General features: G+C 64.4%; 21 protein-coding genes. 13 read left to right on the top strand and 8 right to left on the bottom strand.

Translation table 11 applies throughout. From position 1 onward, the window contains the following. Positions 1-33 precede the first annotated feature (33 nt). On the bottom strand, positions 34-1,113 hold the full coding sequence (gene cax / locus ASC61_RS12465) for a calcium/proton exchanger (RefSeq protein WP_056212356.1): 1,080 nt from the start codon (positions 1,111-1,113) through the stop codon (positions 34-36). A 58-nt stretch (positions 1,114-1,171) separates the two neighbouring features. Between cax and ASC61_RS12470 the strand changes: the two genes are divergently transcribed. Next, on the top strand, positions 1,172-3,055 hold the full coding sequence (locus ASC61_RS12470; RefSeq protein WP_056212358.1) for a Na+/H+ antiporter: 1,884 nt from the start codon (positions 1,172-1,174) through the stop codon (positions 3,053-3,055). 9 nt (positions 3,056-3,064) lie between these two features. Here the strand turns inward: ASC61_RS12470 and ASC61_RS12475 are convergent, their stop codons facing one another. Then, positions 3,065-3,487, bottom strand: a complete 423-nt coding sequence (locus tag ASC61_RS12475) for a DUF6542 domain-containing protein (RefSeq protein ID WP_157439482.1) — start codon at positions 3,485-3,487, stop codon at positions 3,065-3,067. Positions 3,488-3,695: 208 nt separating this feature from the next. Here ASC61_RS12475 and ASC61_RS12480 point away from each other — a divergent pair, with 208 nt between their 5' ends. After that, entirely contained in the window at positions 3,696-4,034 is a 339-nt protein-coding gene (locus ASC61_RS12480) for a hypothetical protein (protein ID WP_157439483.1), read from the top strand. Positions 4,035-4,063: 29 nt separating this feature from the next. Further along, the gene (locus ASC61_RS12485; RefSeq protein ID WP_056212364.1) at positions 4,064-4,600 is read left to right on the top strand and encodes a GNAT family N-acetyltransferase; all 537 of its coding nucleotides are present in this window, start codon (positions 4,064-4,066) and stop codon (positions 4,598-4,600) included. Here ASC61_RS12485 and ASC61_RS12490 read toward each other — a convergent pair. Beyond that, positions 4,585-5,436 carry an alpha/beta fold hydrolase gene (locus ASC61_RS12490; RefSeq protein ID WP_056212367.1) on the bottom strand — a complete coding sequence of 284 codons (852 nt, stop codon included), beginning with the start codon at positions 5,434-5,436 and terminating at the stop codon, positions 4,585-4,587. The two genes, ASC61_RS12485 and ASC61_RS12490, sit on opposite strands and share 16 nt — an antisense overlap. A 57-nt stretch (positions 5,437-5,493) precedes the next feature. On the opposite strand from ASC61_RS12490, the gene ASC61_RS12495 reads away from it, so the two are divergent. Then, positions 5,494-6,096 (top strand): TetR/AcrR family transcriptional regulator, encoded by a 603-nt coding sequence (locus ASC61_RS12495; protein WP_056212370.1) that lies wholly within the window; start codon positions 5,494-5,496, stop codon positions 6,094-6,096. A 50-nt stretch (positions 6,097-6,146) separates the two neighbouring features. Beyond that, entirely contained in the window at positions 6,147-7,235 is a 1,089-nt protein-coding gene (ychF, locus tag ASC61_RS12500) for a redox-regulated ATPase YchF (protein ID WP_056212373.1), read from the top strand. 217 nt (positions 7,236-7,452) lie between these two features. Here the strand turns inward: ychF and ASC61_RS12505 are convergent, their stop codons facing one another. After that, on the bottom strand, positions 7,453-8,268 hold the full coding sequence (locus ASC61_RS12505) for a PIN domain-containing protein (protein ID WP_082530641.1): 816 nt from the start codon (positions 8,266-8,268) through the stop codon (positions 7,453-7,455). Positions 8,269-8,418: 150 nt separating this feature from the next. On the opposite strand from ASC61_RS12505, the gene ASC61_RS12510 reads away from it, so the two are divergent. Beyond that, complete coding sequence (locus ASC61_RS12510; protein ID WP_056212378.1) at positions 8,419-9,543, top strand: DUF262 domain-containing protein; 1,125 nt, start codon at positions 8,419-8,421, stop codon at positions 9,541-9,543. Beyond that, positions 9,540-10,613 (top strand): AAA family ATPase, encoded by a 1,074-nt coding sequence (locus ASC61_RS19430; protein WP_082530643.1) that lies wholly within the window; start codon positions 9,540-9,542, stop codon positions 10,611-10,613. The genes ASC61_RS12510 and ASC61_RS19430 overlap by 4 nt, the downstream gene beginning before the upstream one ends. Before the next feature lie 122 nt (positions 10,614-10,735). Here ASC61_RS19430 and ASC61_RS12520 read toward each other — a convergent pair whose 3' ends face one another. Both ASC61_RS12520 and ASC61_RS19435 read right to left on the bottom strand, forming a co-directional pair. Next, the gene (locus ASC61_RS12520; RefSeq protein WP_056212381.1) at positions 10,736-11,833 is read right to left on the bottom strand and encodes a tyrosine-type recombinase/integrase; all 1,098 of its coding nucleotides are present in this window, start codon (positions 11,831-11,833) and stop codon (positions 10,736-10,738) included. 62 nt (positions 11,834-11,895) lie between these two features. Further along, the gene (locus tag ASC61_RS19435; protein WP_235503550.1) at positions 11,896-12,129 is read right to left on the bottom strand and encodes a helix-turn-helix transcriptional regulator; all 234 of its coding nucleotides are present in this window, start codon (positions 12,127-12,129) and stop codon (positions 11,896-11,898) included. 221 nt (positions 12,130-12,350) lie between these two features. Here ASC61_RS19435 and ASC61_RS12525 point away from each other — a divergent pair, with 221 nt between their 5' ends. Beyond that, the gene (locus ASC61_RS12525) at positions 12,351-12,824 is read left to right on the top strand and encodes a nucleotidyltransferase domain-containing protein (protein ID WP_056212383.1); all 474 of its coding nucleotides are present in this window, start codon (positions 12,351-12,353) and stop codon (positions 12,822-12,824) included. Position 12,825: 1 nt separating this feature from the next. Here the strand turns inward: ASC61_RS12525 and mobF are convergent, their stop codons facing one another. Further along, positions 12,826-15,459, bottom strand: a complete 2,634-nt coding sequence (gene mobF / locus ASC61_RS12530) for a MobF family relaxase (protein ID WP_056212385.1) — start codon at positions 15,457-15,459, stop codon at positions 12,826-12,828. Positions 15,460-15,812: 353 nt separating this feature from the next. After that, positions 15,813-16,460 (bottom strand): hypothetical protein, encoded by a 648-nt coding sequence (locus ASC61_RS19755; protein ID WP_157439484.1) that lies wholly within the window; start codon positions 16,458-16,460, stop codon positions 15,813-15,815. A gap of 293 nt (positions 16,461-16,753) precedes the next feature. On the opposite strand from ASC61_RS19755, the gene ASC61_RS12545 reads away from it, so the two are divergent. The 5 genes from ASC61_RS12545 (at position 16,754) to ASC61_RS12565 (ending at position 25,061) form a co-directional block, all read left to right on the top strand. After that, positions 16,754-18,463, top strand: a complete 1,710-nt coding sequence (locus ASC61_RS12545; protein WP_056212391.1) for a DUF2510 domain-containing protein — start codon at positions 16,754-16,756, stop codon at positions 18,461-18,463. A 94-nt stretch (positions 18,464-18,557) separates the two neighbouring features. Beyond that, complete coding sequence (locus ASC61_RS12550; protein ID WP_056212393.1) at positions 18,558-21,305, top strand: type I restriction endonuclease subunit R; 2,748 nt, start codon at positions 18,558-18,560, stop codon at positions 21,303-21,305. A gap of 17 nt (positions 21,306-21,322) precedes the next feature. Next, positions 21,323-22,564, top strand: coding sequence for a hypothetical protein (locus ASC61_RS19760; protein ID WP_157439485.1), 1,242 nt, complete (start codon positions 21,323-21,325; stop codon positions 22,562-22,564). Then, positions 22,561-23,592, top strand: coding sequence for a restriction endonuclease (locus ASC61_RS12560; protein WP_056212397.1), 1,032 nt, complete (start codon positions 22,561-22,563; stop codon positions 23,590-23,592). Before ASC61_RS19760 ends, ASC61_RS12560 begins: the two co-directional genes overlap by 4 nt. Further along, positions 23,589-25,061, top strand: coding sequence for a type I restriction-modification system subunit M (locus ASC61_RS12565; protein WP_200935449.1), 1,473 nt, complete (start codon positions 23,589-23,591; stop codon positions 25,059-25,061). The genes ASC61_RS12560 and ASC61_RS12565 overlap by 4 nt, the downstream gene beginning before the upstream one ends. Positions 25,062-25,238 lie beyond the last annotated feature (177 nt).

Here is a 25,238-nt window from a genome sequence, read left to right on the forward strand (position 1 = left end):
GCGACGAAGTCGCGGGCGGCGGCGGAGCCGCCGCTACCCCCACCAGAACGCCACCGCGATGATCGCGTACAGCGCGATCAACGCAGCGCCCTCGAGCCAGTTGGACTCGCCGTCGATCGTGATCACCGTCGCCAGGACGACCGACAGCAACAGGCAGGCGACGAGCAGGGGGCTGAACACCAGCGTCAGGGTCGAGAGCCCGAACGCGACGCTGATCAGCACGAGCGCGGGTGCGAGCACCAGGGCGATCTGGATCGGGCTGTTGAGGATCACCGCGAACGCGTACTCCGACTGGCCCTTGGCGGCGAGCTGCACGCCGACGATGTTCTCGATCGCGTTGCCGGCGATCGCGACGACGACGAGCCCGGCGAACACCTGCGAGACGTCGAGCGCGTCCATCGCGGGCTCGAGGGCATCGACGAACCAGTCGGAGACGAACGCGGCGAGGGCGCTGGCGATGGCCAGCAGGCCGATCGCGAGCCCGACGTTCCACCGCGGCGCCTCGGCGTGCGGGTCAGCCGTGTCGGTCGCGCCGCGCTTCAGGGACGCGGGCAAGGACAGCGCGAACAGCGCCAGCAGCACCACGGCCACGATCACCGAGAACGCCTTCTCGTGCGCGACGGCAGGCGTGTGGAGCCCGTGCGCAAGGGAGGGGATCGCCATCGCCGACACCGACAGCAGCATGAGGACCGCGATCGTACGGGCGCGCTCCGAGTCGAGCCGTTGCGTCCCGTGCTTCAGGCCGCCGACGACGAACGCCAACCCGAGGACGAACAACAGGTTGGCCAGGACGGAGCCGACCAGTGCCGCCTTGACCACGTCGACCAGGCCGGCGCGGAGCGCGAAGATGCAGATGAACAGCTCCGGCAGGTTGCCGAGGGCCGACTGGAGCACGCCGGTCGCGCCCGGACCGAACCGGTCGCCGAGCTGCTCGACGCTCCGCCCGACCAGCGTGGCGAGCAGGGTGACCGCGACGGCGGAGACGACGAACGCGACGACGGCGGTCCAGTCGGCGTAGTGGGCGATCCCGGCGAGCACGACGGCGATGCCGCCCCCGCCCAGGATGATGAGGTCCGAGCGGATGAACGTCGGCGACGAGGTCAGGCTGGTCATGGCTCGATCGTGGCAGACGCGCGCGGACGGTGCTGGACGCCACTGAGAGAATGGACCCGTGCACACCGCCCTGACGCTCGTGACCCTGCTGGCCATCGTCGTCACGGTCAGCGCCGCGGCCGGCCGCTTCAAGATCTCGGCGCCCTTGGTGCTGATCGTCGTGGGAATCATCGGGTCCTACCTCGAGTTCGTCCCCGACTTCAAGCTCACCCCTGAGATCGTGCTGGTGGGCCTGCTGCCACCCCTGCTGTACGCCGCGGCGATCCGCACGTCGCTGATCGACTTCCAGACGTACCGGCGGCCGATCGCGCTGCTGAGCGTCGGACTGGTGCTGTTCACGACGGTGGGCGTGGGACTCGTCGTCTGGGCCATGCTCGACGTCAAGCTCGCCGTCGGCCTTGCGCTCGGTGCGGTCGTGGCGCCGCCCGACGCCGTCGCCGCGACCGCCATCGCCCGCCGGGTCGGCCTGCCGCGCCGGGTCGTCACGATCCTCGAGGGCGAGAGCCTGGTCAACGACGCCACCGCGATCGTCACGCTCCGCACCTCGATCGCGGCGATCTCCGGCACCGTCAGCGTGTGGCAGGTCGGCGGCGGGTTCCTGGTCTCGGCGATCGGCGGCGTCGCCATCGGGCTCGGGGTCGCGTTCGTCATCGGCCACATCCGCAAGCTGATCCAGGACGACGTGACCGACGTGGCGGTGTCGCTGCTGACGCCGTGGATCGCCTACCTGCCGGCCGAGGAGATCCACATCCCCGGCATGGACTCGCAGCCCTCGGGCGTGCTGGCGGTCGTCGTCGCCGGGGTGATCCTCGGGCACAAGTCGCCGCGCATCCAGTCGGCGTCGTCGCGACTCTTCGAGCGCACCAACTGGACCACGATCTCGTACGTCCTGGAGAACGCCGTCTTCTTGCTGATCGGCCTCCAGATCCGGTCGATCGTGGACGACCTCAGCAACAGCGAGCTGTCGGCCACCCGTATCACCTGGTCGTGCGTGGCGGTGCTCGCGGCCGTCATCGTGCTGCGCATCGTCTGGGTGTTCCCCGCGACCTACCTGCCGCGGATGATCCCCAGGATCGCCGAGGCCGAGGCGCGGCCCACCCCGCAGGCGGCGTTCCTCGTCGCGTGGACCGGCATGCGCGGTGTCGTCACGCTGGCGGCGGTGTTCCTGCTGCCCGAGGACACGCCCGAGCGCGAGGTCCTGGTGCTGATGGCGTTCGTCGTCACCGTCGGCACCCTCCTGATCCAAGGGCTGACGATCCCGATGTTCGTGCGCTGGCTCAAGGTGCCCGGCCCGGACATCCAGGAGGACCACCTCCAGGAGGCCACGGTGCTGCAGTCCGTGACCGATGCCGGCATGGCCTATCTCGACGACGAGGTCGACGACTCGGTGTCCGACGCCGTCATGCACCGCCTGCGCGAACGTGCCATCGATCGTACGAACGCCGTGTGGGAGCGGCTCGGTGGCGCGGAGACGCCGAGCGCTCAGTACTCCCGCATCCGCGGCGAGATGATCAGGCGCGAACGCGACGAGCTGCTCCGCATCCGCAAGCTCGGCACGGTCGACCAGGCGGTGCTCGCCCAGGTCATGAACGCGCTCGACGTCGAGGAGTCGATCCTCGACGTGGCTTCCCAGGACGAGTCGACCGCCGACCGCGAGGAGGACCTGCGCCCGTCAGATCCGGGCGCGCCGTGCGAGCACCTGGCGAACGCCTGCTCGTTGCCCAACCCGGTGACCCCGACCGGCTGCGAGGAGTGCCTCGCCGAGGGTGGCGACTGGGTGCACCTGCGGCTCTGCATGGACTGCGGTCACGTCGGCTGCTGCGACTCGTCGGTGGGCAAGCACGCCACCCAGCACTACGAGTCGGCGCAGCATCCCGTCATCCGCAGCTTCGAGCCCGGCGAGGCCTGGCGCTGGTGCTACATCGACCAGGCCAACGGCTGACGCGAACGTTCAGTCGCGGCGATCCCCGAGGATGCGCAGCGCGATGACGCCGAGCGCCAGCCCGTGCCCGATCACGAGCGTCAGGCCGTGGTCGATCACCGTGCCGATGAACCGTCCGACAAGACCAGCGTCCTTGGCCAGCCCGTCGACGTGAATCGCTGACGGGTCGACCATGCAGATCAGCAGCAGGCTGCCGAGCAGCAGCGCTGGGGGCAGGACACCGGCCGGAAACAGCGAACGTACGTCCACCGCCAGCGGCACGGTCACGGCGATCAGGACGAAGCCGACCGAGAACAGGAGCCCGAGCTGGCCGTCCATCAGGTCGAGGACGATGATCCCGGCCATCGCGAGGCAGGCGACGACGATCGCCTGGCGAGCGCTCAGATCGCGTTGCGCCATGGCTGAGGGTGTGCGCGACACCGCCTGCGACATGCTTCGACGGTAGTTCACCGACACCTCAGGACACCGGCATTGCCGCGGGGTGTCGGCCCTGTACGGTGTAGCCCGACGCAGATGCGACAGGCTGACAACTCGTGGGTGCGGCATGAGAAGGACAATTGCGGCGATGGTTGTCGCAGGTGGGCTGGTTGTCTCGATGGCGGGCTGTGACGGGTCGCACGACAAGGTCTCGGTTTCGCCGGTGAAGTCGGTCGCGACGACGACGGCCCCCACGGGCGGCCCCACCACGTGGCGCAACGTGAAGGTCCTCTCGAAGTCGGACGACTCACGCTCGCACACGTTCGCCTTCGCTGGGGAACGCGGACGCACTCGCGTCAACTACCAGCTGGCTGATGCCGCCTCGATCACGATCCTGGTGGTCGGCCCCGACGGCAACGTCGTCGACAGCCTCGAGAACACCGCGGGAGGCGAGGGCAGCTTCTCCCTCGACCTCGCTGCACCGGGGGACTACTCGCTCAAGGTCACGAACCCCAAGCACGTGCCCTACAGGATCAGCGTCACTCAGCGCATCTCCGGCTAGCCTGCATCCGTTCCACACGACTGAAGAGAATGGCATTCCACGTGATCGAGACCGAACGACTCACCCTTCGACCGTTCACTCCCGAGGACGCCGACTTCCTCTACGACGTCTTCAGCCGGCCCGAGGTCGCTCGGTGGAGCGGCGACGGCGTGCCCATCGCCGATCGTGACGAGGCGCTCAGGCGCATCGCGGGCCAGCCCAAGCGCGCCGGCGACCACCCAGCCGCGGGCATCTTCCACGTCAGCGTCAGGGAGACCGGTGTCCCAGCGGGCCTGGTGCTGTTCGCGCCGCTGCCGCCGAGCGAGGGCGTCGATCGCGACGACATGGAGGTCGGCTGGCACTTCCACCCCGATGCCTGGGGCAACGGCTACGCCACCGAGGCGGCGCAGGCGCTCGTCGACCGCGGCTTCGCGGCCGGGTTGGGCGAGATCTACGCCGTCACCCACCCGGACAACGCCGCCTCGCAGGCCGTCTGCCGGCGGCTCGGCATGACCGACCTCGGCCTCAGGTCGGAGTGGTACGACGTGGAGCTCCGCGCGTTCCGCATCGATCAGCCGCGCGAGTAGCTCAGCGCCCGGATCTCGTCGGCGACCCGCTCGGGCTCGTCGAGCGGGAGGAACGTACGTCCGTCGTCGACCTCGACCAGCTCGGCGTTGTCACCGAACGCCTGGCGGAGCCGCTGGCCGTCGGCGAGCTTGAAGAACCGGTCGGCGGTGCCCCACACCAGTCGTACCGGCTTGCCGAACGCGCCGAGCCGGGTCGAGACGTCGAGCAGCTCGGCCGGCTTGACCTTGCGAAGGAACTTCGCGGTGTCGCGGCGCACCTCGGCGTCGCTCAGAGACGGGGTGATCCAGCGCCTGGTCAGCGCGGGGTCAAGCGGCTTGGCCACAAGCCCGCCGAAGCCCAGCATCGAGTGCCGGAGCATCCGCGGCCGCATCGTTGCCATCATGGCGCGCAGCCGCATGGGGCTCCGGCCGGTCTTGACGATCAGCCCGAACGGCGCCGGCGGGAACTTGTCGAACGCGTCGCAGTTGGTCAGCACGAGGCGGCCGATGCGCGCATGGTCGGTGTCGACCAGGAACTGGCACAGCGCGCCGCCGGTGTCGTTGCCCACGAGCGTCACGTCGGTCAGGTCGAGCGCCGCCATGAAGTCGGTGATCAGGCGCGCGATGTCCCGGGGGGACAGGTCCGCGTCGGCGCTGAGGGCGATCGGGTGCGAGCCGAGCGGGAGGTCCGGGGCGTACGACCGGATGCCTTCGGCAGCGAGCCGGTCGGCGACCCCGGTCCACAGCTCGTGGTTGACCAGCAGGCCGTGCACGAACACGACCGGAGGAGCAGCGCTGTCCTGGGGGCCGGCGACCCGGTAGTTGACCTGCCCGAACGGTGTGTCGACGGTCGCCATGATTCTCCTTCGCGGGTACGGTGAGAGCGTGCTCCGACTAACATACATACAGACTGTATGAAAGATCAACCGCGTACCCAGGCCCAGCGATCGGCCGCCACGCGCGACGCCCTCGTCCGGGCCGCGCGTCCGCTGTTCGCCGCCGACGGCTTCGGCGCCGTGAGCGCCGAGGCGATCGCCCGCGCCGCGGGGGTCACCCGCGGCGCGATGTATCACCAGTTCGCCGACAAGACCGAGGTCTATGCCGCGGTGCTCGAGGTCATCGAGGACGAGATCATGGCGCGCATCAGCGCTGGCATCGCGGACGCCGACCAGGACGACCTCGTCGAGGTCATGAAAGTGGGCGCGCGCATCTGGCTGGACGCATGCGCGGAGCCGGCGGTGCACCAGATCGTGCTGATCGAGGCGCCGTCCGTCCTCGGCTGGGAGCGGTGGCGCGAGGTGAGCCTGCGGCACGGCATGGGCATGGTGCAGGCGTTGATCCAGGGTGCCATCGAGAGCGGCCGCATCCCGGCGCAGCCCGTGCTCCCGCTGGCCCACGTGCTGATCGGTGCGCTCGACGAGGCGGCGATCTATCTCGCCCGGTCCGACGGCTCTGCCACGACCCGCACGGAAGTCGACACCCTCATCGATCGGCTGGTCGACGCCCTCTTCGCCTGACCACCAGCCGCGGGCGGCGACTCCGGTGCCAGCCCGTACGATTGATCCTTGTGGCTCTCAGCATCGGCATCGTCGGACTCCCCAACGCGGGCAAGTCGACCCTCTTCAACGCCCTGACCAAGAACGACGTCCTCGCGGCGAACTACCCGTTCGCGACGATCGAGCCCAACGTCGGTGTGGTCGGTGTGCCCGACCATCGGCTCGGCAAGCTCGCCGAGATCTTCGGCTCGGAGCGCCAGCTCCCCGCGACGGTCCAGTTCGTCGACATCGCCGGCATCGTCCGCGGCGCCTCGGAGGGGGAGGGGCTCGGCAACAAGTTCCTCTCGCACATCCGTGAGTCCGACGCGATCTGCCAGGTCACCCGCGTGTTCCGCGACGAGGACGTGACCCACGTCGACGGCAAGGTCTCGCCCGCCGACGACATCGAGACGATCTCGACCGAGCTGATCCTCGCCGACCTGCAGACCCTCGAGAACGCGCTGCCGCGTCTCGACAAGGAGTCGCGCAAGGACAAGTCGCTCGTGCCCGCGTTCGAAGCCGCCAAGGAAGCGCAGGCCGTGCTCGAGGGTGGCAAGGGTGCGTTCCAGGCCGGTCTCGACCTCGACGCGATCCGCGACCTGCACCTGCTGAGCGCCAAGCGCCAGCTGTTCGTCTTCAACTGCGACACCGACGAGCTCAACGACGATGACCTCAAGGCCCGGATGCGCCAGATCGTCGCGCCGGCCGAGGCGATCTTCCTCGACGCCAAGTCCGAGGCCGAGCTCGTCGAGCTGGGCGACGACGAGGAGGCCGAGGCGATGCGCGCCGAGATGCTCGCCGACATGGGTGTCGACGAGCCCGGCCTCGACGCGCTGGCCCGCGTCGGCTTCGACACGCTGGGTCTGCAGACCTACCTCACCGCCGGCCCCAAGGAGTCGCGCGCCTGGACGATCCCCAAGGGCGCGACCGCCCCGCAGGCCGCCGGCGTCATCCACACGGACTTCGAGCGCGGCTTCATCAAGGCCGAGATCGTCTCGTTCGACGACCTCGTCGAGGCCGGCACGATGGCCGCGGCCAAGTCGGCCGGCAAGGTCCGCATGGAGGGCAAGGACTACGTCATGGCCGACGGCGACGTCGTCGAGTTCCGCTTCAACGTCTGAATCGCCGCGTTTGCGCAGGTCAGAGGCCTGCCGAGGGCTGGCGGTCCGCAAACAGTCCGCAAAATGTTCCGAGCTGCTCAGGCGAACGGCAGCGGCGCCGGCGTTCAACGACGTCATGAATATGAGTGGCTATTGCCTGCCTGCGGGTCGCACGCTGCAACTGCCCTTCTTTCGTCGGGCCCGTAAGCCCTGGCTGCGCCCTGAACCCGCACCGTCGCTAGTCGGCCTCGCGTTCGTCGACTGGAGGCGGCCTGACGGTCGCCAGGCCATCCGCCCGCGCCCGCAGCATCATGCTGGTGTCGAAGGTTACGAGCGTGACCTTTCGCGAAGCCTCGATCCCGAGAGCGAGGGCCCGATCGATGAGCTCGCGATCTGCGTCGGGCATACGGGTGTGCCGAGGCGGATCTAACAACAAGTGCATGCTGGTGTCGTCCGTGGACGTCCCAGGGACCAGGTTGGCGCTTCCCCGTGGGTCCGCGAACAGTTCCTCCAAGGTGCGGAGCGTCTGCCTCGCGCGCCCGCGAGTCGGCGCGCGGTCCCATTTGCGCTTGTCAAGCTCGTTGACTACCAAGATGGGGATGACCAAACGAACCATGCTGTCTGAAGCGATCGACCTCCAATCGACCTGCTCGATCGGCAACTTATGGTGCAGCAGCACATTCGTGTCTGGAACGAGGATCGTGCCGCGGCGCATTCGCCAGCGACGTCGCGCCATATTCAAGTCTTCTACTGCGCCGCTCAGAACCTTGCGCCGCTCCTCGAGCTCGGTGTTCACCAACGTGTGAAGTGCCTCATTCGCAGCCGGGTCGATTCCGCAGAGCACCCAATGGCGCTGAGTCAAAATCAGGTGATCGACATCGTCGGGCGAGACGACTTGACCCAGACTATTCGCGGCCTGTGTTGCCCAGCGCAGGTATTCACTGAGTTGCTCGTACTTGTTGCCTGGCCCTAGCGCGCTCAACTTGTTCAAGTGTTCGGTCAAGGTATTGATCGTGGCATCCAATGAAGCGCCGGGCAGCATTGCTAGAGGCATTGGCGCATTCTAGGAGACCGGGCGGCACTTGGATGCGGACCTCCGATTCTTGCGGCGGCCTGGTGGCATGGGCCGACTTCAAGACATGCGCGTCGGGCGCCACGGCATCTTCTGTGTTGGGTACGCTGACCAGCAATGTCTACTAATGACGTGCCGGCTGTTGACTTGGACAACCTCGAGGTCGAAGAGTTGGAATCGGCCCCTGACACCCTTCCGGGTGAAATTGACGAGCCATTCGATCCTCGCCGCATCGAGGTGGTCACCAAAGGCATGACGGTTGACTTGCTCCTCAAACGGTTCAGGCAGGACGAACTGACGCTTCAGCCAGACTTCCAGAGGTCGGCGGTGTGGAACCGGTCCGCTCAGAGCCGTCTCATTGAGTCGATGCTTGTCCGCCTCCCGCTTCCCCTGTTCTATTTTGATGCTTCCGATGATGACAATTGGTTGACGGTCGATGGACTGCAGCGGTTGACCGCCATCAAAGAATTCGTGATCGACAAGGTGTACGTTCTGCAGAATCTCGAATTCCTTTCAGACTTCGAAGGAATGAGTTTCGACGAGTTGCCGCGAGCCTTCCAGAGACGAATCGAAGAGACCGAGTTGCAGGTCTCGCTGATTCAGGCTGGCACTCCGGACGGACTGAAGTTCAATCTTTTCAAGCGGATCAACACCGGTGGAATGCCGCTATCTCCGCAGGAGATCCGGCATGCATTGAATCAGGGTCCGGCGACCAAACTGTTGGAGGAGTTGGCGACGAGCGACGCCTTCCTCCAAGCGACAACCGGCGGTGTCGCCCCGCTCCGGATGGGGGACCGTGAACTCGCGCTCCGATTTCTGGCTTTCTACCGGGTAGGCGCGAAGGGGTATTCGACGAAGGACCTTGACCTCTTTCTGCACAACGAAATGCAAGACCTGAACCAAACGGATCCTGGGGAGTTTGTGTCACTCCGGGAGCACTTCTACGAGTCGATGAGCCTCGCGCACGACGTATTAGGAAGGCACGCGTTCCGAAAGGTCTTTAGCGTCGATCAGGAATCAAGATCGCCCATCAATAAGGCACTTTTCGACGCATGGTCTGTTGGCTTTGCTCGGCTCACGAAGAAGCAGCGGGCGACCGCTCGCCAGCGGTCCACCGAGGTCTTTCAAGGCTACGTTGATCTACTTGCGAATGACCTTGAATTCCTGTCCGCGGTCTCACAAGGCACTGGACAGCCGGCCAAGGTTGCCCTCCGACTGAATCGAGTGCAGGAATTTCTCGTGAGAGTGGTCAAATGATCAAAAAGTATGAGGTCTCAAACTTCAAGTCCGTCGCCCACGCGTCGCTGGACCTGACCAAAGCGAACGTGTTGCTTGGCCTCAATTCATCCGGGAAGTCCTCCCTGATTCAGCCCCTTCTTCTTCTAAGGCAATCGGCGGTCGTCGGTTCACTGAGAGACCAACGCGTGTCACTAAATGGGCCGCTTGTAAACCTTGGTACCGGGCAGGATGTGTTGTCAGAGTTCGCTTCTGACGAAGTAAGCACAGTGTCGTGGGATGGAACGACGGTTCGGATGCCGTATGTACCCACAGCGAGCGAACTAACTGTTGAAGTGTCCGGGGGAATTCGAGACGACGAACCTCCGCTCAGTAACTTCATCTATATATCGACGGCTCGAATACCTCCCCAAGTGCTCTATGGAAGACACCACCAGTACGAAAGCGCCTCACCAATGGTCGGTGCGCAGGGCGAGGATGCGCCCGGCTACCTGGCTGTGCACGGCAACTCGAATCTCGGAGGAGATCGCACGCAGCGAGACAAGGGCGCAACGGGAACGCTTTTGGAGCAGGTCACAACGTGGATGGGCAGAATTTCGCCTGAGGTTTCACTAAGCCTGAACGAGCTTGATCAACTCGATGGTCTGGAACTTCGGTTCGAATTTGACGGACAAGCCGGCGTACGTACAAGGCCATATCGAGCCGGCAACGTTGGGTTCGGACTGTCGCATTCGCTCGGCGTGGTCCTGGCGTTGGTAGCAGCTGAAGCTGGCTCCCTTGTTGTGCTTGAAGGACCGGAAGCTCATTTGCATCCTAGGGCGCAGCGCTTTCTTGGTCACCTCATCGGGCAGGCGGCCGGAGATGGCGTACAGGTGATCGTCGAGACCCATAGTCAAGAGGTCGTACGCGGGATGTCTTCTGCGGTCTCTTCCGGGTGGTTGCCGCGACCCGATTTCACGGTGCACTACTGCATTCGCGATTTGGCTGAGACCAAGGTTGCGCAAATTCAAGCGGGTCATGACGGACGCCTCAAGCATGTTGGGGGGTACGACCGGATTCCCGAGGAGTACTACGCCGAATTCAGTCCGTGAGGTTGTTGGTAGCGCGACGTGCTTGGCAGGCCCGGGGGATTGCTGTTGCTCCACGGCCTTCTCGCGCCGCTCCATTCGACTTTGCTGGACTCATCTCGCGTTGGGCCTGCTTCGTGACTATCTCAAAGGCTTTCAACCCCAGTTCGATCGCCTAGCGAGACCTCCATGATCGACTGTGCGGCTGCCCGCGTGCGGTCTTCGGCGGTGGGCCACAGGTGGGCATAGGTGTTGAGTGTCGTGGTGGCCTTGGCGTGGCCGAGGGAACGTTGGACGGTGACGACGTCGCAGCCTGCTGCGATGAGGCCGGAGGCGTAGAAGTGGCGCAGGTCGTGGAGCTTGATACCGCTGAGCCCGGCGGCCTGCAGAGCCTTGCGCCACCAGTAGCCGACCGTGTTCTGGTGAGGTGGCTCGTCGTCCTCGCCGAACAGCCATTGCTCGTCGCCGACGGTGCCAATGTCGGCGACGTGTTGGGCGAGGAGATCGATCAAGCCGTCGGCGAGGTGGACGATTCGCTCTGATCCGTACTTTGGAGCCCGGACGTCGATGGCACCGCCGGTGACGCGTTGCACCTGCCGACTGACGTTGAGCGTCTTCCGCACAAAGTTCACGTCAGTGAGCTGGACCGCGGCAGATTCGCCGAGACGTAGTCCGGCGAAGGCGCACAGCGCGATGAACGTTCGCGCCTGCTCCTCGGCGACGGCCATGAGCAGGCCGACTTCCTCAGGGGTCGGGATCGACATCGCTGCGTCAGCCCGTCGGCGTCGAGGCAGACGAACGGTGTCGGTGGGGTCCATCCCGATGACGCGATCCCTGACGGCGGCGCGGAACACTGATCGCACGTTGACGTACCGGGTCTTGATCGTGCCGGGCGCCAGCCCTGCGGCGTCCATCGACTTAATCCACACCTCGACGTCCGAGCGACGGATCTGGCGCATCGGCTTGTCGCTGAACGGGACCGAGCGCGCGGCGAGCGACATCGCCACGACCGTGCCCGGCGCCCAGATCTGACGCGCCGACCACGCGCCGTAGAAGGCCGCGAACGTGATCTGTCCGGCCCTCGGGTCTGCATATGTCCCGGTGACGACGGACGTGGTGACCTGGTCCAGCCAGAACTGGGCGTCGACCCTGCGGTCGAAGTGCCGGGTTCGTTCCTGGCCCGTCTCGTCGCGATAGCGCGCGCGCCATTTCCCATTCGGCCGTCGTGCGATGTTTCCAGCCATCACGGGCTCCTTTCCGGCGTCTTGCTCGGATGGTCCGCCAGATCATCGGCGGAGCGCATTGCTCAATCGCCGACCTGTGGATGGCGGGACTGTTCGTCGAGCCAGTGGACAACCTCGTTGCGCCAGTAGCGGACCGATCGTCCGATGCGGAAGCCGTGCGGCCCCGTGCCGAGGTGTCGCCAGTAGCGCAGCGTCGCTTCCGGGACGCGGACTAGGGCGGCGACCTCCTTCAACGTCATTAGGTCGTCGTCGGCATGGGGAAGGTCGCGGTGCAGGGAAGATGGTGTGGTGCTCACGATGGTTCTCCTTGAACTGGGCCGGTAGGCCACGACTTTGGTTGGTTCCCAAACTGGGCAGGGGATGTCGCCGGTTTTGTTCCCCCGGGCTCGAATTCCGAGGGGGAACGTTTGGGCGCGACCTGTGTTGTCGCAGGTCAGGGGAACGTTCCCCCGAAAGTTGCGAACTTTTACGGATAGGGCGCCAGAACAAGTCAGATTGAGGTCGATAAGGTCGCCTTATGGCTCTGCTGGCCGAGTATCGCGACGCGCGACGTGACGAGGATGTCGCACGGCTGCGTCGTGTCATCGCGTTGCGCGCCATGGTCGCCACGGGCTTGAGTCAGCGGCAGGTCGCCAATGCGTTGGGCATCTCGCAACCTGCCGTGAGTCAGCAGCTCCGCTCCGCGCCTAACCTCGATGGCGTTCATCCGGAGGAGCTGCTCAAGGCGGCTGCGTCCGTCCTCACGACGTTGGCAACAGAGCGTGGTTACGAACGCCTGGCGATGTTCGGCTCGGTCGCGCGTGGAGAGGCTCGTCAGGACTCCGACATCGACCTCATCGTAGAAGCGCCGGCCGGTACGTCGTCGTTCGAGTTCGTCAGGTTCAAGCAGTTGATCGAGCAGGTCCTCGGCCGTGAGGTCGACCTGATCTCGTACGGGGGACTGACGCCGACGATGGACGACGACGTCCGCCGGGATGCGGTGCTGCTGTGATTCAGAAACCGATGCTCGGGCTCGACCCGGGACGACGGGACATGGTGGGGAGGGGTTCGGGCCGTCGACGCGTTCCGCGTGCTGATTGGTCACGCTCGGCGAGTCGCTGAGGATCGATGTAGGGCTCGTACTTGGCTGCTTCTTCGGCGGCGAGTCGGCCGGCGTGCGCCGGTCCGAGGTCGGCACGGTTGCGGGCGAAGGTGAGGAGCCATTGCTGGCGGGCATCGTCGAGATTCTCGGCGACGAGGTGCGCGGTGTTGGCCTCTCGGCCGCGGGTCATGGCGACGTAGGCCGATGCCGCACCGGTGTGTTCGCCGAGCATCAGGTGGGCGGTGCGGGTGGTCTCACCCTGGGCACCGTAGACGGTCGAGGCGTAGGCGAGTTCGACGTACTGGCGTGCATATCCAGCCGGGACCTGGCGTGTGCCTGCCTTCCCTGTGAGCTGGACGGTGCCGTCGTCGCGCAACGCGGTGACGGTCCAGGTGTCGCGGTTGGCGACGCCGAGCTCGGATGCGTTGCGTCGGGTCGCCACACGGTCACCGACCCCGATCCGCTCACCGTCATGGGTGATGAGTGCGCGGGAGTCGTCGATGTGTCCGCTGGCGATGAGGCGGCCGCGGACTGCTTGGTTGAGGTCGGCTACTTGTTCGCGGGTGTCCGCCACGACGAGCGCTCCGGTCGTGGCCGCGTCACCAGCGAGCGCAGCGGTGCGCGATGTTTCGTCGGCGTACAGGACGACCTGACCACGTCTGAGGAGCTGGTCGAACACCGTCTCTGGGTGCTCGCCAGAGCGCATGGCGAGGCTGAGGGCCGCGTAGTCGGGATCGGTGAATCGGTGAACCCCGTCCAGCGTCACCGTCGCCTCTGGATCGACCCACCGCGCCGCAAGATCGAGGACGCCACCGCGTCCGACGGCAGGCAGTTGGTGACGGTCGCCGATCAGGGCGAGCCGTGCGCCGGTCTCGTCAGCGATGACCGTCAGTGCTCGTGCCGTGTCCTGGTCCAGCATCCCTGCCTCATCGATCAGCAGGAGGTCGCCGCGACGCAGGCGGGCGTCGTCGGATGGGATCGAGGGTTTGCGGCTCCACCGACCGTCGTCGTCCCACGAGAAGCCGTACTGATGGGCAAGCCACGCTGCGGAGTACGCCTTTGTACCGATCTCCGCAGCGGCGACGTGTGCCGCCTTCAGAGTCGGCGTGACGACCATCATTCGCTCGCCGGCATGAGTGAGGGCGGCCCCGGCGGCTGCGAGAGTTGCCGTCTTGCCGGCGCCAGCAGCTCCCTCGATCACGACGAGCCGGTAGGTCCCGGCCAGACGGGCAACTGCTTGCGTCTGCGCTTTATCCAGGTTCTCGACGTCGACCGGCTCAGGCAATCCCGGCAGCGACGCACGTGAAGCGAACGATGCGCTCAGGTCGGCCTCCACCGCGAGCACGTCGCGGGAGGTGAGAGACCGGATGTGCTCGGGTACGCCGTCGTTCTCGAGCATCGACACGGATGCCGCGACAGTGCGCGCGGTCAGATCTTCGGCCAGCTCGATCCGCACAGCAGGGTCAGCGACGACCCCCTTGCTAGCGATGAGCTGCTCGACCGAGCCGCGCACGTCGGCGGCGTTCCACGCCGATCGCTTCGTGCCGAGTCGCGCCAGGACCGCGGCGACGGCTTCGTCTCGGTCGAGAGCGCCCGTACGCGTCGCGGGCAGACTCGCTGGGTGTGTGGGGGAGCGGAACCCGAGCTGGTGCAGCTCATCGACCCACCGGTCTGTCAGCTTCGCGCCGTCGGTCGGGATGACCTTGTCGGGGCGTGCCTCCGACCAGGCGCGGCGGTCCCAGGTGCGCAGGAGGTCCCGGCTAGGCTCAGCGCCGGGGTGGGTGTCACGCCACGCGGCCTCGTGCCGCTCGATGTTCTTTCCGATCTGGCGGGCTCGAGCCGAGAACGGCCCGGCGAAGCCGGCCAGCTCGTTCACCTCTCCTGTCTGGCTGTCGAGGGAGAAACTTCGTTTGGCGAGCGCCTGTCGAAACTGCGGGTCGCACATCACTGCTGCGTGGCCGATGCCGTTGATCGCGTCGATCATGTCGCGGACGCCCACGGTGTGGAGGCCTCGCCACTTGCCCGCGGCCCAGACGCGGGCGTTGATCTGCAGGTGCAAATGACGATGTGGGTCGCCCGCGCGTGAGGTGTAGTGGCGGACGGTCGCGGCCTCGATCCGCTCGACCGGCACCTGCACCTGCCGTCCGCGTGGGCCGACGCGGGTCGTCGCGTGTTGTGCCAGCCACCCGATGATCTGTCGGGCGGCTCTGTCCTGGGCTGCGTCGTAGGCTTCGGCGATCTTCGGGTCGAGAGCCGCAGCCAGCGACCAGGTCTTCGGACCGTTGACCACGAGTTCGACGAATCGCACAGCCGAGGTGTCCTGGCGCAGTCGGCCGCGCGGTTCGCCGCTCAGCGGATCACGGCCGGCCACCCACGCCTCGTACATGTCACCGTCGAGCGCACCGACGGCCTCGATCCCATCGGGTGTGGCGACGAATCGTTCAGCCAGCCCGGTGCCCTCGGCGAGGTAGTAATCGTCCACGCGTGCGTGATCGGTCTCGACGTAACTGCGGGCGGCAGCCGGGTTGCCGCGGTAGACCTTCACACCACCATGCACGACTCATCACCCCCAACGACGTTCAACGACAGGCCCGAAAATGCGTCGTGGGCCGCCCGTTGTCGGGCGACCCATCTACGTCCTTCGTAGCATGCGTGCCGGACGATTTGAAGGCTTCAAGGACGATGTTTGACACTGAAATCTCAGTGATTATGCGGAAACAGTTGATAGTGATTGAACGTGCTGGGTGAAGTGTCAGCCGTGGAGGAGGAGGTCGAGCGCGTCGACTGCATCTTGCCGCTCGGCCGGGGCGAGGGTGGTCCATTGGGTGGGCCGGCGAGAAGCCGGCCGGCCCGACGGCGGCGAGCTGCTAACTCCCTCGCGAGCGTCGACGTGTCGACCTAACACGATGGTGCGTCGTCTGCGCTGTCGAGATAGCCGATCCCGATGATCGATGAGTTGATCGATTTGAGATCGGGACTGAGGTCGCCATCGTCGGTGGTGTGGACGAGTGCGACCGAGATGCCGTCGGTCAGGTCGTGATCGGCTTTGCTGATGCGAGCCAACGTCTTGCTGCGGTACTCAATCTGGATGCAGGTCGCGAACTTGCGTTGCCAAAGCTCGGTAGTGTCGCTGGGCAGCTGATCGAGGATCAATTGTTTCGCCTCAGTGGGAGAGGTGCCTGGCGGGAAGTTTTGGTAGTAGCTGTCGACGTGGCCCTTGTCTGTGCGGGTGACACCATTGAAGCGGTATGACCCGACTGCGGCCGAGTCCAGAGATCCGTCTTTGTCGTAGACCGCACCCTTGGCGAACTTCGTCCCACGGGCCTCGGAGTGGTGTTGATCCCACACTTTGCTGGTCGCTCCGTATCCCGTCAGGGAGCTCGCGGGATCTCTCGACGTCGTTGCGATCGGTGTGGGAGTGGACCTCTCTGGTGACGAGCTGCGTGAGGCGCTTGGCGCTGCGTTTGGGTCGTCCTGCGAGGTGCTGCAGGACGCGCCAAAGGCAAACATTGCCAGCACGATGGAGGTTGAGAGCCAGGCGCGCATCGGGTGATCGTTTCATGACGATGACAATTGGGTGCGGGTTTTGACCCGGTGGCCGCGCGACCCTTGTTCGAGATTCCTCCGCGAACAGGTCCGATCCTCCCGCCAATGCCCATCTTCCTTTCCCAAGTTCACTGCGACGACCTGCTAGCTCCCATTTGCGGGTCGAGCTGCCTGTTCCGTCTGGGCGACGTGGTTCCATCAGCACTGTGACTTCTGGAATCTGCCCACTGTGCGGCACTGAACAAGGTGAGTTCGCTCTAGGGGAAGGGCCGTTCTCACTGCGGCAGCGTGAGGTGTTCAAGTACGCCTGCGATGCGTGCCTTCACTACGGAATGGTCGGCGAGCACCAACTTGTCGACGATCTCTGCGACAGCGTGATCCGCGAAACGGTCCCGGGCATCGTGGCCATCGTGGGTGAGTCCCCGTGGACGGCATGGCTTCCGTTTCGGCACGGAGAACGATTCGATGATGACGAAATGCTTGAGTTGCTCCGCCTCGGTCGACGGTTGCCGCCATTGGAGGCTATCCGGGGCGTGTATGGCGGCTGGGGGAACGTGGTGGGCGTTGCGGGATACGCGGACGTCCCCCCTCCGTCCTCTCGCGGAATCAGGAGCACGGCCAATGACGGGCATGCCTGCTTTTCGCAAGGAGAACGTCTCTTAGATGACTGGTTTGAGGCCAACGGCGTCGAACACTCGCGAGAGCCGATGTACCCAGGCAGTCGGTTCCGTGGCGATTTCCTGATCGGTCAGCAGATCGTGGAGTTCTTCGGGATGGCTGGTGACGCGGGCTACGACGTCAGGATGAGTGCGAAGGCGCAGGCAGCAACTGCTGCAGGCATCACTGTGGTCGGGGTCTATCCGGATGACCTGGCTCCGATGAACTGGCCGACCACACAGCAGCGGCTGTCAGAGATGTTGGGGTTCGAGATCACCACGCGCAAGGCCACTCCGAGGAGTACAACAAGCATTGACCTGGTCAGGGAGCCGCTCGGCGCTGTCGTACCGACATGGTCTGGAGCGCCGACCTACGACGTCGAGCCAGGCTTCTACCCTGACCCGTACGAGGTCGACGGGCTGCGATGGAACGATGGCTCGGCCTGGACTTACCGCGTGCTGATCGACGGAGTGCCTCGTTCTCATACGCTCGGAGTGCCTGGTAGTGAGCGCAGATGGGTGTCATCGACGCTGCATTACAGCGACCGTCTCGGCCAGCCAACGATCGCCGGCCGCAACTGGATCGAGGACGTCGAGAACGCGATCCTTGACGCGCAGATTGCGCGGAATCCCGAGCCAGACCCGAAGACTATTCGGGCGCTGGTCGCGTGGCTCGACCTGACCGATAACTCGCAATGGCCCACTTCGTTTGACGACGCATATCGATTGGCTCTTCGCTATTTCGGGGCTCATCGGATGCGCGGGTCAGAGCTAGCAGTGCACGAGCGATACGCCGCCCAGTTCCACGTACCCCTTGAACCCATGAGCTTTGACGTCAACTCCGCGCCAGCACTTCGAAGCCGCGGCCACCAGGCCGATCTTGTCGAATCCACGCTCGCATTTCGAGGGAAGCCGCCGACCCCAAAGAGCGCCGCATCGAACGACGGCCTCGACGTGCTCGACGAGTACTGGACGCAAGCCGCAGCCTTCCTGTCCGACATCGGGGTGACAAGTATCGTCGACACACGGAGCCCAGGATCTGCCATCCACCTGTCTGCGGACGATGCGCTGGTCCACCTGCAAATCGGGCAATCCGTTGACATTGATGGGCTACGCCGGTTTGCCCAGACGAACGCGAGCGACGACCTCGTTCGTTTGTTGTTTTGCGCAGGAGATGCCGGCGAGGAAGTCCGCGACTTCGCGACGGACCATGCCATCGGGCTCTTTCAATTCGATCCGCCAGGTCGACCTCGCCCCTTGAATTGGGACGCTGGCGAGTACTTCGATGACCACAGCGACGACACCTCACTCATCGACCCAGATCCGGACTTCTTCATGAACAACTAGTGGTGGCGCGGTCGTCCCAGTTCGAGCTCGGATCGGCAACGGAAGAGCGAACCGCAGTTGAGCCGGCCTCTCCACCTATAGCCTTACTCGCATCATGAGCTCGGACGATGAAGCACGCCTTGCCGCGGAGCAGCGAGCACGGGTGCTCATCGACGCCCAGCTCGTTTCGGCGGGGTGGGCCGTCCAGGACAAGAAGGGCCTCAACCTGTTCGCATCCGCCGGCGTAGCCGTCCGCGAGGTCGTGATGGCGGCCGGGCACGGCCGTGCCGACTATCTCCTGTACGTCGACAAGCGTGCGGTCGGAGTGATTGAGGCCAAACCGGTCGGGACAACATTGTCGGGTGTCGAGTGGCAGTCGGCGATGTACGCGGAGGGGTTGCCCGCCGAGGTACGCCTCAAAGCCCTGACCGTCGAAGGTCGCTTGCCGTTCGTGTTCGAAGCCTCGGGTACGGAGACTCACTTCACCAATGGGTACGACCCAGACGCGCGGGCGCGCCGCTTGTTCCATTTCCCGAAGCCGTCAACGCTTGCCCGGATTCTGCGCGACGCCGAGGCCAACGAGAACGCCGCCACGTGGCGGGCCAAGGTTCGCGCATTGCCGGTGCTCGACCAGGCGCCCATGCGTCCGGCGCAGATCACCGCGATCGAGGGCATTGAGCGGAGCCTCGCCGAGCAACGGTTTGACCGGAGCCTCGTGCAGATGGCCACAGGTGCGGGCAAGACGTTCACTGCGGTCACCGAGGCCTATCGGCTGCTCAAGCACGGTGGGTTCACCCGGATCCTGTTCCTGGTGGATCGCAACAACCTGGCCGACCAGACGCTTGCGGAGTTCCAGAACTACCGTGCGCCGGATGATGGGCGCCGATTCACCGAGATCTACAACGTCGACAAGCTCACCAGCGCCGGGATGCTGGGCTCCTCGTCAGTGGTGATTTCCACGATCCAACGCGTCTTCAAGGTGCTCCGCGGCGAGAATGTGACCACTGGCGACGACCCGGGCTTGGACGACTTCGTGCCCGACGCTCCGGTGACCGTGGCCTACAACTCCGAGATGCCGCCCGAGACATTCGACTTGGTCATCGTCGACGAGGCTCATCGGAGCATCTACGGGGTGTGGCGAGGCGTGCTCGACTACTTCGATGCTCATGTCATTGGATTGACCGCGACTCCGGGCAAGCAGACTTTCGGCTTCTTCCAGCAGAACCTAGTCTCTGAATACACCTACCCGCAGTCGGTGGCCGACCGGGTCAATGTCGATTTCGACCTCTACCGGATCCGCACGGAGATCAGCGGGCACGGAAGCAACATCGAGGCCGGCACGATCGTTCCGAAGGTCGACCGTCGTACACGTGTCCAACGTCTGGAAGCGCTAGACGAAGATTTCGAGTACACCCACAAGCAGCTGGACCGCGCTGTGACGGCCAAGTCGCAGATCCGCACTGTGCTCGAGACGTTTCGGGATCGGCTCTTCACGGAGATCTTTCCCGGTCGTTCGGCTGTGCCGAAGACGCTAATCTTCGCCAAGGATGACGCACACGCCGAGGAGATCGTCACCACCGTGCGGGAGGTGTTCGGCAAGGGCAACGACTTCGCCGCCAAGATCACCTACGCCGCCCGCGACCCCAAGGGCCACCTCCAGGCGTTCCGCACCAGTCCGACGCTGCGGATCGCGGTCACCGTCGACATGATCGCCACTGGCACCGACGTGAAGCCGTTGGAGTGCGTCTTCTTCATGCGCGACGTTCGCTCGGCGCAATACTTCGAGCAGATGAAGGGCCGCGGAGCTCGCACCATAGCGCCAGCAGACTTCCAGGCCGTCACTCCCGACGCCGCGGCGAAGACGCGGTTCGTCATCGTCGATGCCGTTGGAGTGACCGAACACGACTTCGTTGATCCGCCGCTCAACCGCGACAAGTCCGTGCCATTGAAGAAGCTGCTCGACAAGGCCGCAGCACTCAACCTCACTGAGGACGAGGCCGCGACCCTCGCGTCACGCCTGGCAAAACTTGAGCTTGAGCTGACCCAGGAGGAACGCGCCGAGCTCGACGCCGTGGCCGGATCGCCTGTGCGCGACGTGGTCTGGGGACTTGTCGATGCCGTCGACCCCGACGTGCAGGCCAAGCACATCGGCGCTGGTGGATCGCTGGTCGACCTCATTGACACCGCCATCGAGCCGATCGCCGCCAACCCGGCACTACGGCAGCGCATCCTCGAACTGCGCGCCACGCACGACAGGGTCATCGATGAGGTGAGCAAGGATGTGTTGCTGGACGCCCACGGGGTCGTTGACCCCGGGCGCGCCAAATCGATCGTCGACTCCTGGCGCGCGTACCTCGACGAGCACCGCAGCGAGATCACCGCCATCCAACTCATCGGCGAAGCCAAGAAACGCCGGATCGCGTTCGACGACATCCGCGAGCTCGCCGACCGGATCGCCCGCCCGCCCTACAACTGGACACCAGACATCATCTGGGATGCCTATGTGGCGATCGAGGCGCCCAACGTGCGCCAGACTCCGCAGCACACGCTGACAGATTTGGTATCGCTGCTGCGCTATACGGTCGGTACCGACGACGAGCTCGTCCCGTACGCCGACCGCGTCCATGAGAAGTACGCCGGCTGGCTCATCCAGCAGGACCAGGCCGGCGTGACCTTCGGCGACAAGGAAAGGTGGTGGCTCGACCGCATGGTCTCCGTGATTGCGTCGTCCGCTGGAATCACGGCAGATGACCTCGACGACGCCCCTTTCTCCGAACGAGGCGGAACCGATGGCGCCCTCCGCGACCTCGGCGACCGCACGGCCGATCTCATCAATGAACTCAACACGGAGCTCACCGCGTGACTTGGCCGATTGTCCCCTTGTCCGAGCTCCTCGCCTCCCCGCTAGCCAATGGCCGATCCGTTCCGACCCAGGCCGGTGGCTTTCCAGTTTTGAGGCTTACCGCGCTCCGCAATGGAACGATCGATCTCAACGAACGTAAAGGAGGGGCGTGGACACGGGAGGACGCAGAACGTTTCCTCGTCCGCGCGGGCGACTTCCTCATCGCGCGTGGCAACGGCAGCTTGAACCTTGTTGGTAGGGGAGGGCTAGTCGGCTCGGATCCAGATCTGGTTGCTTTCCCTGACACGATGATCCGAGTACGACCAGACACGACCCGGCTCGAACCGCGCTACCTCGCAGCGGCGTGGACTGCACCGGCGACTCGCACACAAATTGAAGACTCGGCCCGTACGACCGCCGGGATCTACAAGATCAATCAGGCGCATCTGGGCGCCATCCGGATTCCCGTCCCGCCTCTCGCTGAGCAGCGCCGCGTGGTCGAGCTCGTTGCGGACCACCTCTCCCGACTCGATGCCGCTGATGTACAACTCGCCGTTGGGCTCCATCGAGTCGATTCCCTGCGCGTGGCCTCGATGCGGCGAGCGTTGGGCGCACAACCGGATTGGGAAGTCGCTCCGATAGGCAACTGGCTAGATTCATCGATTGGAGGACTGTGGGGAAATCCGCCTGGGACAGACGAAATTGACGTTCGAGTCGTCCGCGTAACCGAAATGAAGGCCTGGGGTCGGATTGCGCCAGGTACCGCGGCTGTGCGGTCGATCACAGCGCGCCAGTTGGCCGGCCGTGCGCTTGAAGAGGGCGACCTACTCCTCGAGAAGTCAGGTGGAGGCCCGAAGACGCCGGTAGGTCGAGTCGGCTTAATTGAGTCGCTGCCAGAGCCGTCCATCTGCGCGAATTTCATGCAATTGATGCGACCCGATAGGAGCCGGGTGAATCCGCGATTCCTTTACTACACGCTGAACGCCTTCCACCTTTCGGGCGGGACAGCACCAATGCAGACGGCTTCTACCAATATCCGTAATATCAAGGCGTCCGAGTATCTCCGAGTGGAGGTCGCGCTTCCTAGCCTCGAACAACAGGAGAGGCTCGTTACACAAATCCAGGCCGAGCAGGACGCCGCAGATCGGCTTGCAAGGGCGGTCGTCGCAATGCAAATCCGCAACGCTGGGCTTCGAAGATCGCTGCTCGCAGCTGCGTTTTCGGGTCGGCTTTCGGCTGGCCGATGGGACCTCTACCGCGACCAGGAGGCAGCGGAATGAACACTATGTGGGGTATTCACAATGATGCTCTTGGAGCTGAATTGGTCGAGAAGAGTTTTGTGTCCATCGGGTGGGAAGAGATTCCGGACCTGCGCACGATTGGGGGTGACCGATCTCTGTTGAAGGACGTCGTGCGGCGGACGTACCCACACATCAAGCCGGGGGCCGTTCCTGTTTGGGCAGGAACCCTCTATCGATTCGGCTTTGAGATGCAAAAGGGTGATCTCATTGTCGCGCCCTACAGGCCGGATAGCACTCTGAACTTTGGGTTAGTAGACGGTGACTATCAGTATCGCTCGGACGTCTCAAGGCATCCTCACCGCAGGAAGGTTCGGTGGCTTAGAACGGGTGTGGCGCGCGGACTCTTCCCGCAAGCTGCCCTCTACGAGATCGGATCAGCCGTGACGCTGTTCCAGGTGCGCAAGCACGCAGACATATTTCGGCAGTTCCTAGAGACGTCATCGGAAGAGGTCTTCGAGAAGGCGACCACCCCGTCGATAGTTCCTGAAGACGACTCGTCGACTACCGTCGAAGACGAGCCCAACGCTGATCGGATCGAGCAACACACCCGCGATTTCATAGTGGGCGTGCTACTACGCGAGTTGTCGCACGAGGAGTTCGAGCACTTCACTGCTGATCTTCTTCGAAGTATGGGCTACCAGGCTCGAGTCACCGCTTTCAGCGCCGACGGGGGTGTCGATGTCATCGCACACAAGGATCCTCTTGGCCTCGAGCCACCCTTAATCAAGGTGCAGTGCAAACACTCGACCAGTACTCAGAGCCGGCCTGATGTCCAGCGGCTGATTGGCACACTTTCAAGTGGCGAGGTGGGCTTGTTCGTGACGCTCGGCACGTTCAGCAAGGACGCCGTTGACTTGGAAAGAGAAAGGCAGAATCTGCGTCTGTTCGGCGGCGCAGATATTACTCGTTTGACCCTCCAGAACTACGATCAACTCCCAGCCCGGTGGAGACAGCTCCTGCCGCTTCGCCCTCTGCTCGTAGTGGACCGACCTCCGGAGTCGCAATGACCAGCATGGCCTCACCTGACTCCCGACGCTTGGTCGACAAGCTCTGGTCGTACTGCAACGTGCTGCGCGATGACGGCGTCGGGGTCATCGAGTACACGGAGCAACTCACCTACCTGCTGTTCTTGAAGATGGCGCACGAGCGGGCCAGCAGGAAGCTGAACCCGCAGCAGATCGTCCCGGCCGAGTACTCGTGGCAGAAGCTCCTTGACTCCGAGGGCACCGAGCTCGAGGTCGCCTACAGCGAGATCCTCGTGGGGCTCGCGCAGCAGCCCGGCACGCTCGGGACAATCTTCCGTAAGGCGCAGAACCGGATCCAAGATCCCGCGAAGCTGAAGCGGCTGATTGTGGACCTGATCGACCAAGAGAACTGGTCGGCCTCCGGCACTGACCTCAAAGGCGACGCCTATGAAGAACTCCTGTCCAAAGGCGCGTCCGACAAGGGCTCGGGTGCTGGTCAGTACTTCACACCGCGCGACCTGATTGCCGGCATCGTCGATGTGATCGACGCCAGGCCTGACGACACGGTCGTCGACCCAGCTTGCGGCACCGGCGGATTCCTGCTCGTAGCTTACGAACACGCCGCACGCGACGCCGAATCACTCACGCCAACACTGCGCGCACACCTGAGCGACGGCTTCGCGACTGGGTTCGAACTGGTCGACGGGACAGCTCGACTCGCCGCGATGAACCTACTGCTGCACGGTATCGGGAGCGCCGATGGGGACTCGCTGATCAAGGTCCGCGACGCGCTCATCGCTGATCCTGGTGAACGTTGGTCGGTGGTGCTGTCCAACCCGCCTTTCGGGACCTCGTCCAGCGTCCCGGTGGAGCGACAGGACTTCGTCGCCACTACCTCCAACAAGCAGCTCAACTTCGTCCAACATATCATGACGATCCTCGACATCAACGGTCGCGCGGCCGTCGTGCTTCCCGACAACGTGCTATTCGAAGGGGGTGCTGGCGAGACGCTGCGCCGCAAGTTGCTGGCCGACTACGACCTGCATACGATGCTGCGGCTGCCGACCGGCATCTTCTACGCCCAGGGTGTGAAGGCGAACGTTCTGTTCTTCGACAAGAAGCCGGCGTCCGAGCGGCCGTGGACGTCGAAGCTGTGGGTCTACGACCTGCGCACCAACCAGCACTTCACGCTCAAGCAAAACCCTTTGCGACGCCGTCACCTCGATGAGTTCGTGGAGGTCTATCTGCCCAACAAGGCTCGCGACGAGCGCGTTGAGTCGGAGCGCTGGAAGTCGTTTTCTTACGACGAGCTGATCGCGCGCGACAAGGTCAACCTCGACATCACCTGGCTTCGCGATGAGACGCTCGAAGACGTCGACAACCTGCCGGCGCCCGAGATTATTGCTCGCGAGATCGTCGAGGACCTAACTGCCGCGCTCGTCGAGTTCGAAGCCGTAGCGTCCGCACTGGAGAGTCGGGTGCAAAGCGACACGAGTGCCGGGACCGAGTGATGATCTGTCGGGCAGAGTGTCCTCGGCCGATCACCCAGCGGTCCGCAAACAGTCCGCAAGAAGTTCGAAAACAGTCGAATTTGACCAACATTGACAAACTGATGAAGGGCGACGTTTCCGCAGGTCAGAGGCACTTTTCAACCGTTTCCAGTAGGAGCCAAAAACCCCAACTTCTGT

It is taken from the genome of Aeromicrobium sp. Root344 (genome assembly GCF_001425755.1).
Classification (GTDB): domain Bacteria; phylum Actinomycetota; class Actinomycetes; order Propionibacteriales; family Nocardioidaceae; genus Aeromicrobium.

Bases quoted from the DNA above. Each gene is read 5' to 3' on its own strand.
- cax (WP_056212356.1), bottom strand. From the start codon at position 1,113: ATGACCAGCCTGACCTCGTCGCCGACGTTCATCCGCTCGGACCTCATC.
- ASC61_RS12475 (WP_157439482.1), bottom strand. From the start codon at position 3,487: ATGTCGCAGGCGGTGTCGCGCACACCCTCAGCCATGGCGCAACGCGAT.
- ASC61_RS12485 (WP_056212364.1), top strand. From the start codon at position 4,064: ATGGCATTCCACGTGATCGAGACCGAACGACTCACCCTTCGACCGTTC.
- ASC61_RS12490 (WP_056212367.1), bottom strand. From the start codon at position 5,436: ATGGCGACCGTCGACACACCGTTCGGGCAGGTCAACTACCGGGTCGCC.
- ASC61_RS12495 (WP_056212370.1), top strand. From the start codon at position 5,494: ATGAAAGATCAACCGCGTACCCAGGCCCAGCGATCGGCCGCCACGCGC.
- ASC61_RS12505 (WP_082530641.1), bottom strand. From the start codon at position 8,268: ATGCCTCTAGCAATGCTGCCCGGCGCTTCATTGGATGCCACGATCAAT.
- ASC61_RS19430 (WP_082530643.1), top strand. From the start codon at position 9,540: ATGATCAAAAAGTATGAGGTCTCAAACTTCAAGTCCGTCGCCCACGCG.
- ASC61_RS12520 (WP_056212381.1), bottom strand. From the start codon at position 11,833: ATGGCTGGAAACATCGCACGACGGCCGAATGGGAAATGGCGCGCGCGC.
- ASC61_RS12525 (WP_056212383.1), top strand. From the start codon at position 12,351: ATGGCTCTGCTGGCCGAGTATCGCGACGCGCGACGTGACGAGGATGTC.
- ASC61_RS19755 (WP_157439484.1), bottom strand. From the start codon at position 16,460: ATGCGCGCCTGGCTCTCAACCTCCATCGTGCTGGCAATGTTTGCCTTT.
- ASC61_RS12550 (WP_056212393.1), top strand. From the start codon at position 18,558: ATGAGCTCGGACGATGAAGCACGCCTTGCCGCGGAGCAGCGAGCACGG.
- ASC61_RS12560 (WP_056212397.1), top strand. From the start codon at position 22,561: ATGAACACTATGTGGGGTATTCACAATGATGCTCTTGGAGCTGAATTG.
- ASC61_RS12565 (WP_200935449.1), top strand. From the start codon at position 23,589: ATGACCAGCATGGCCTCACCTGACTCCCGACGCTTGGTCGACAAGCTC.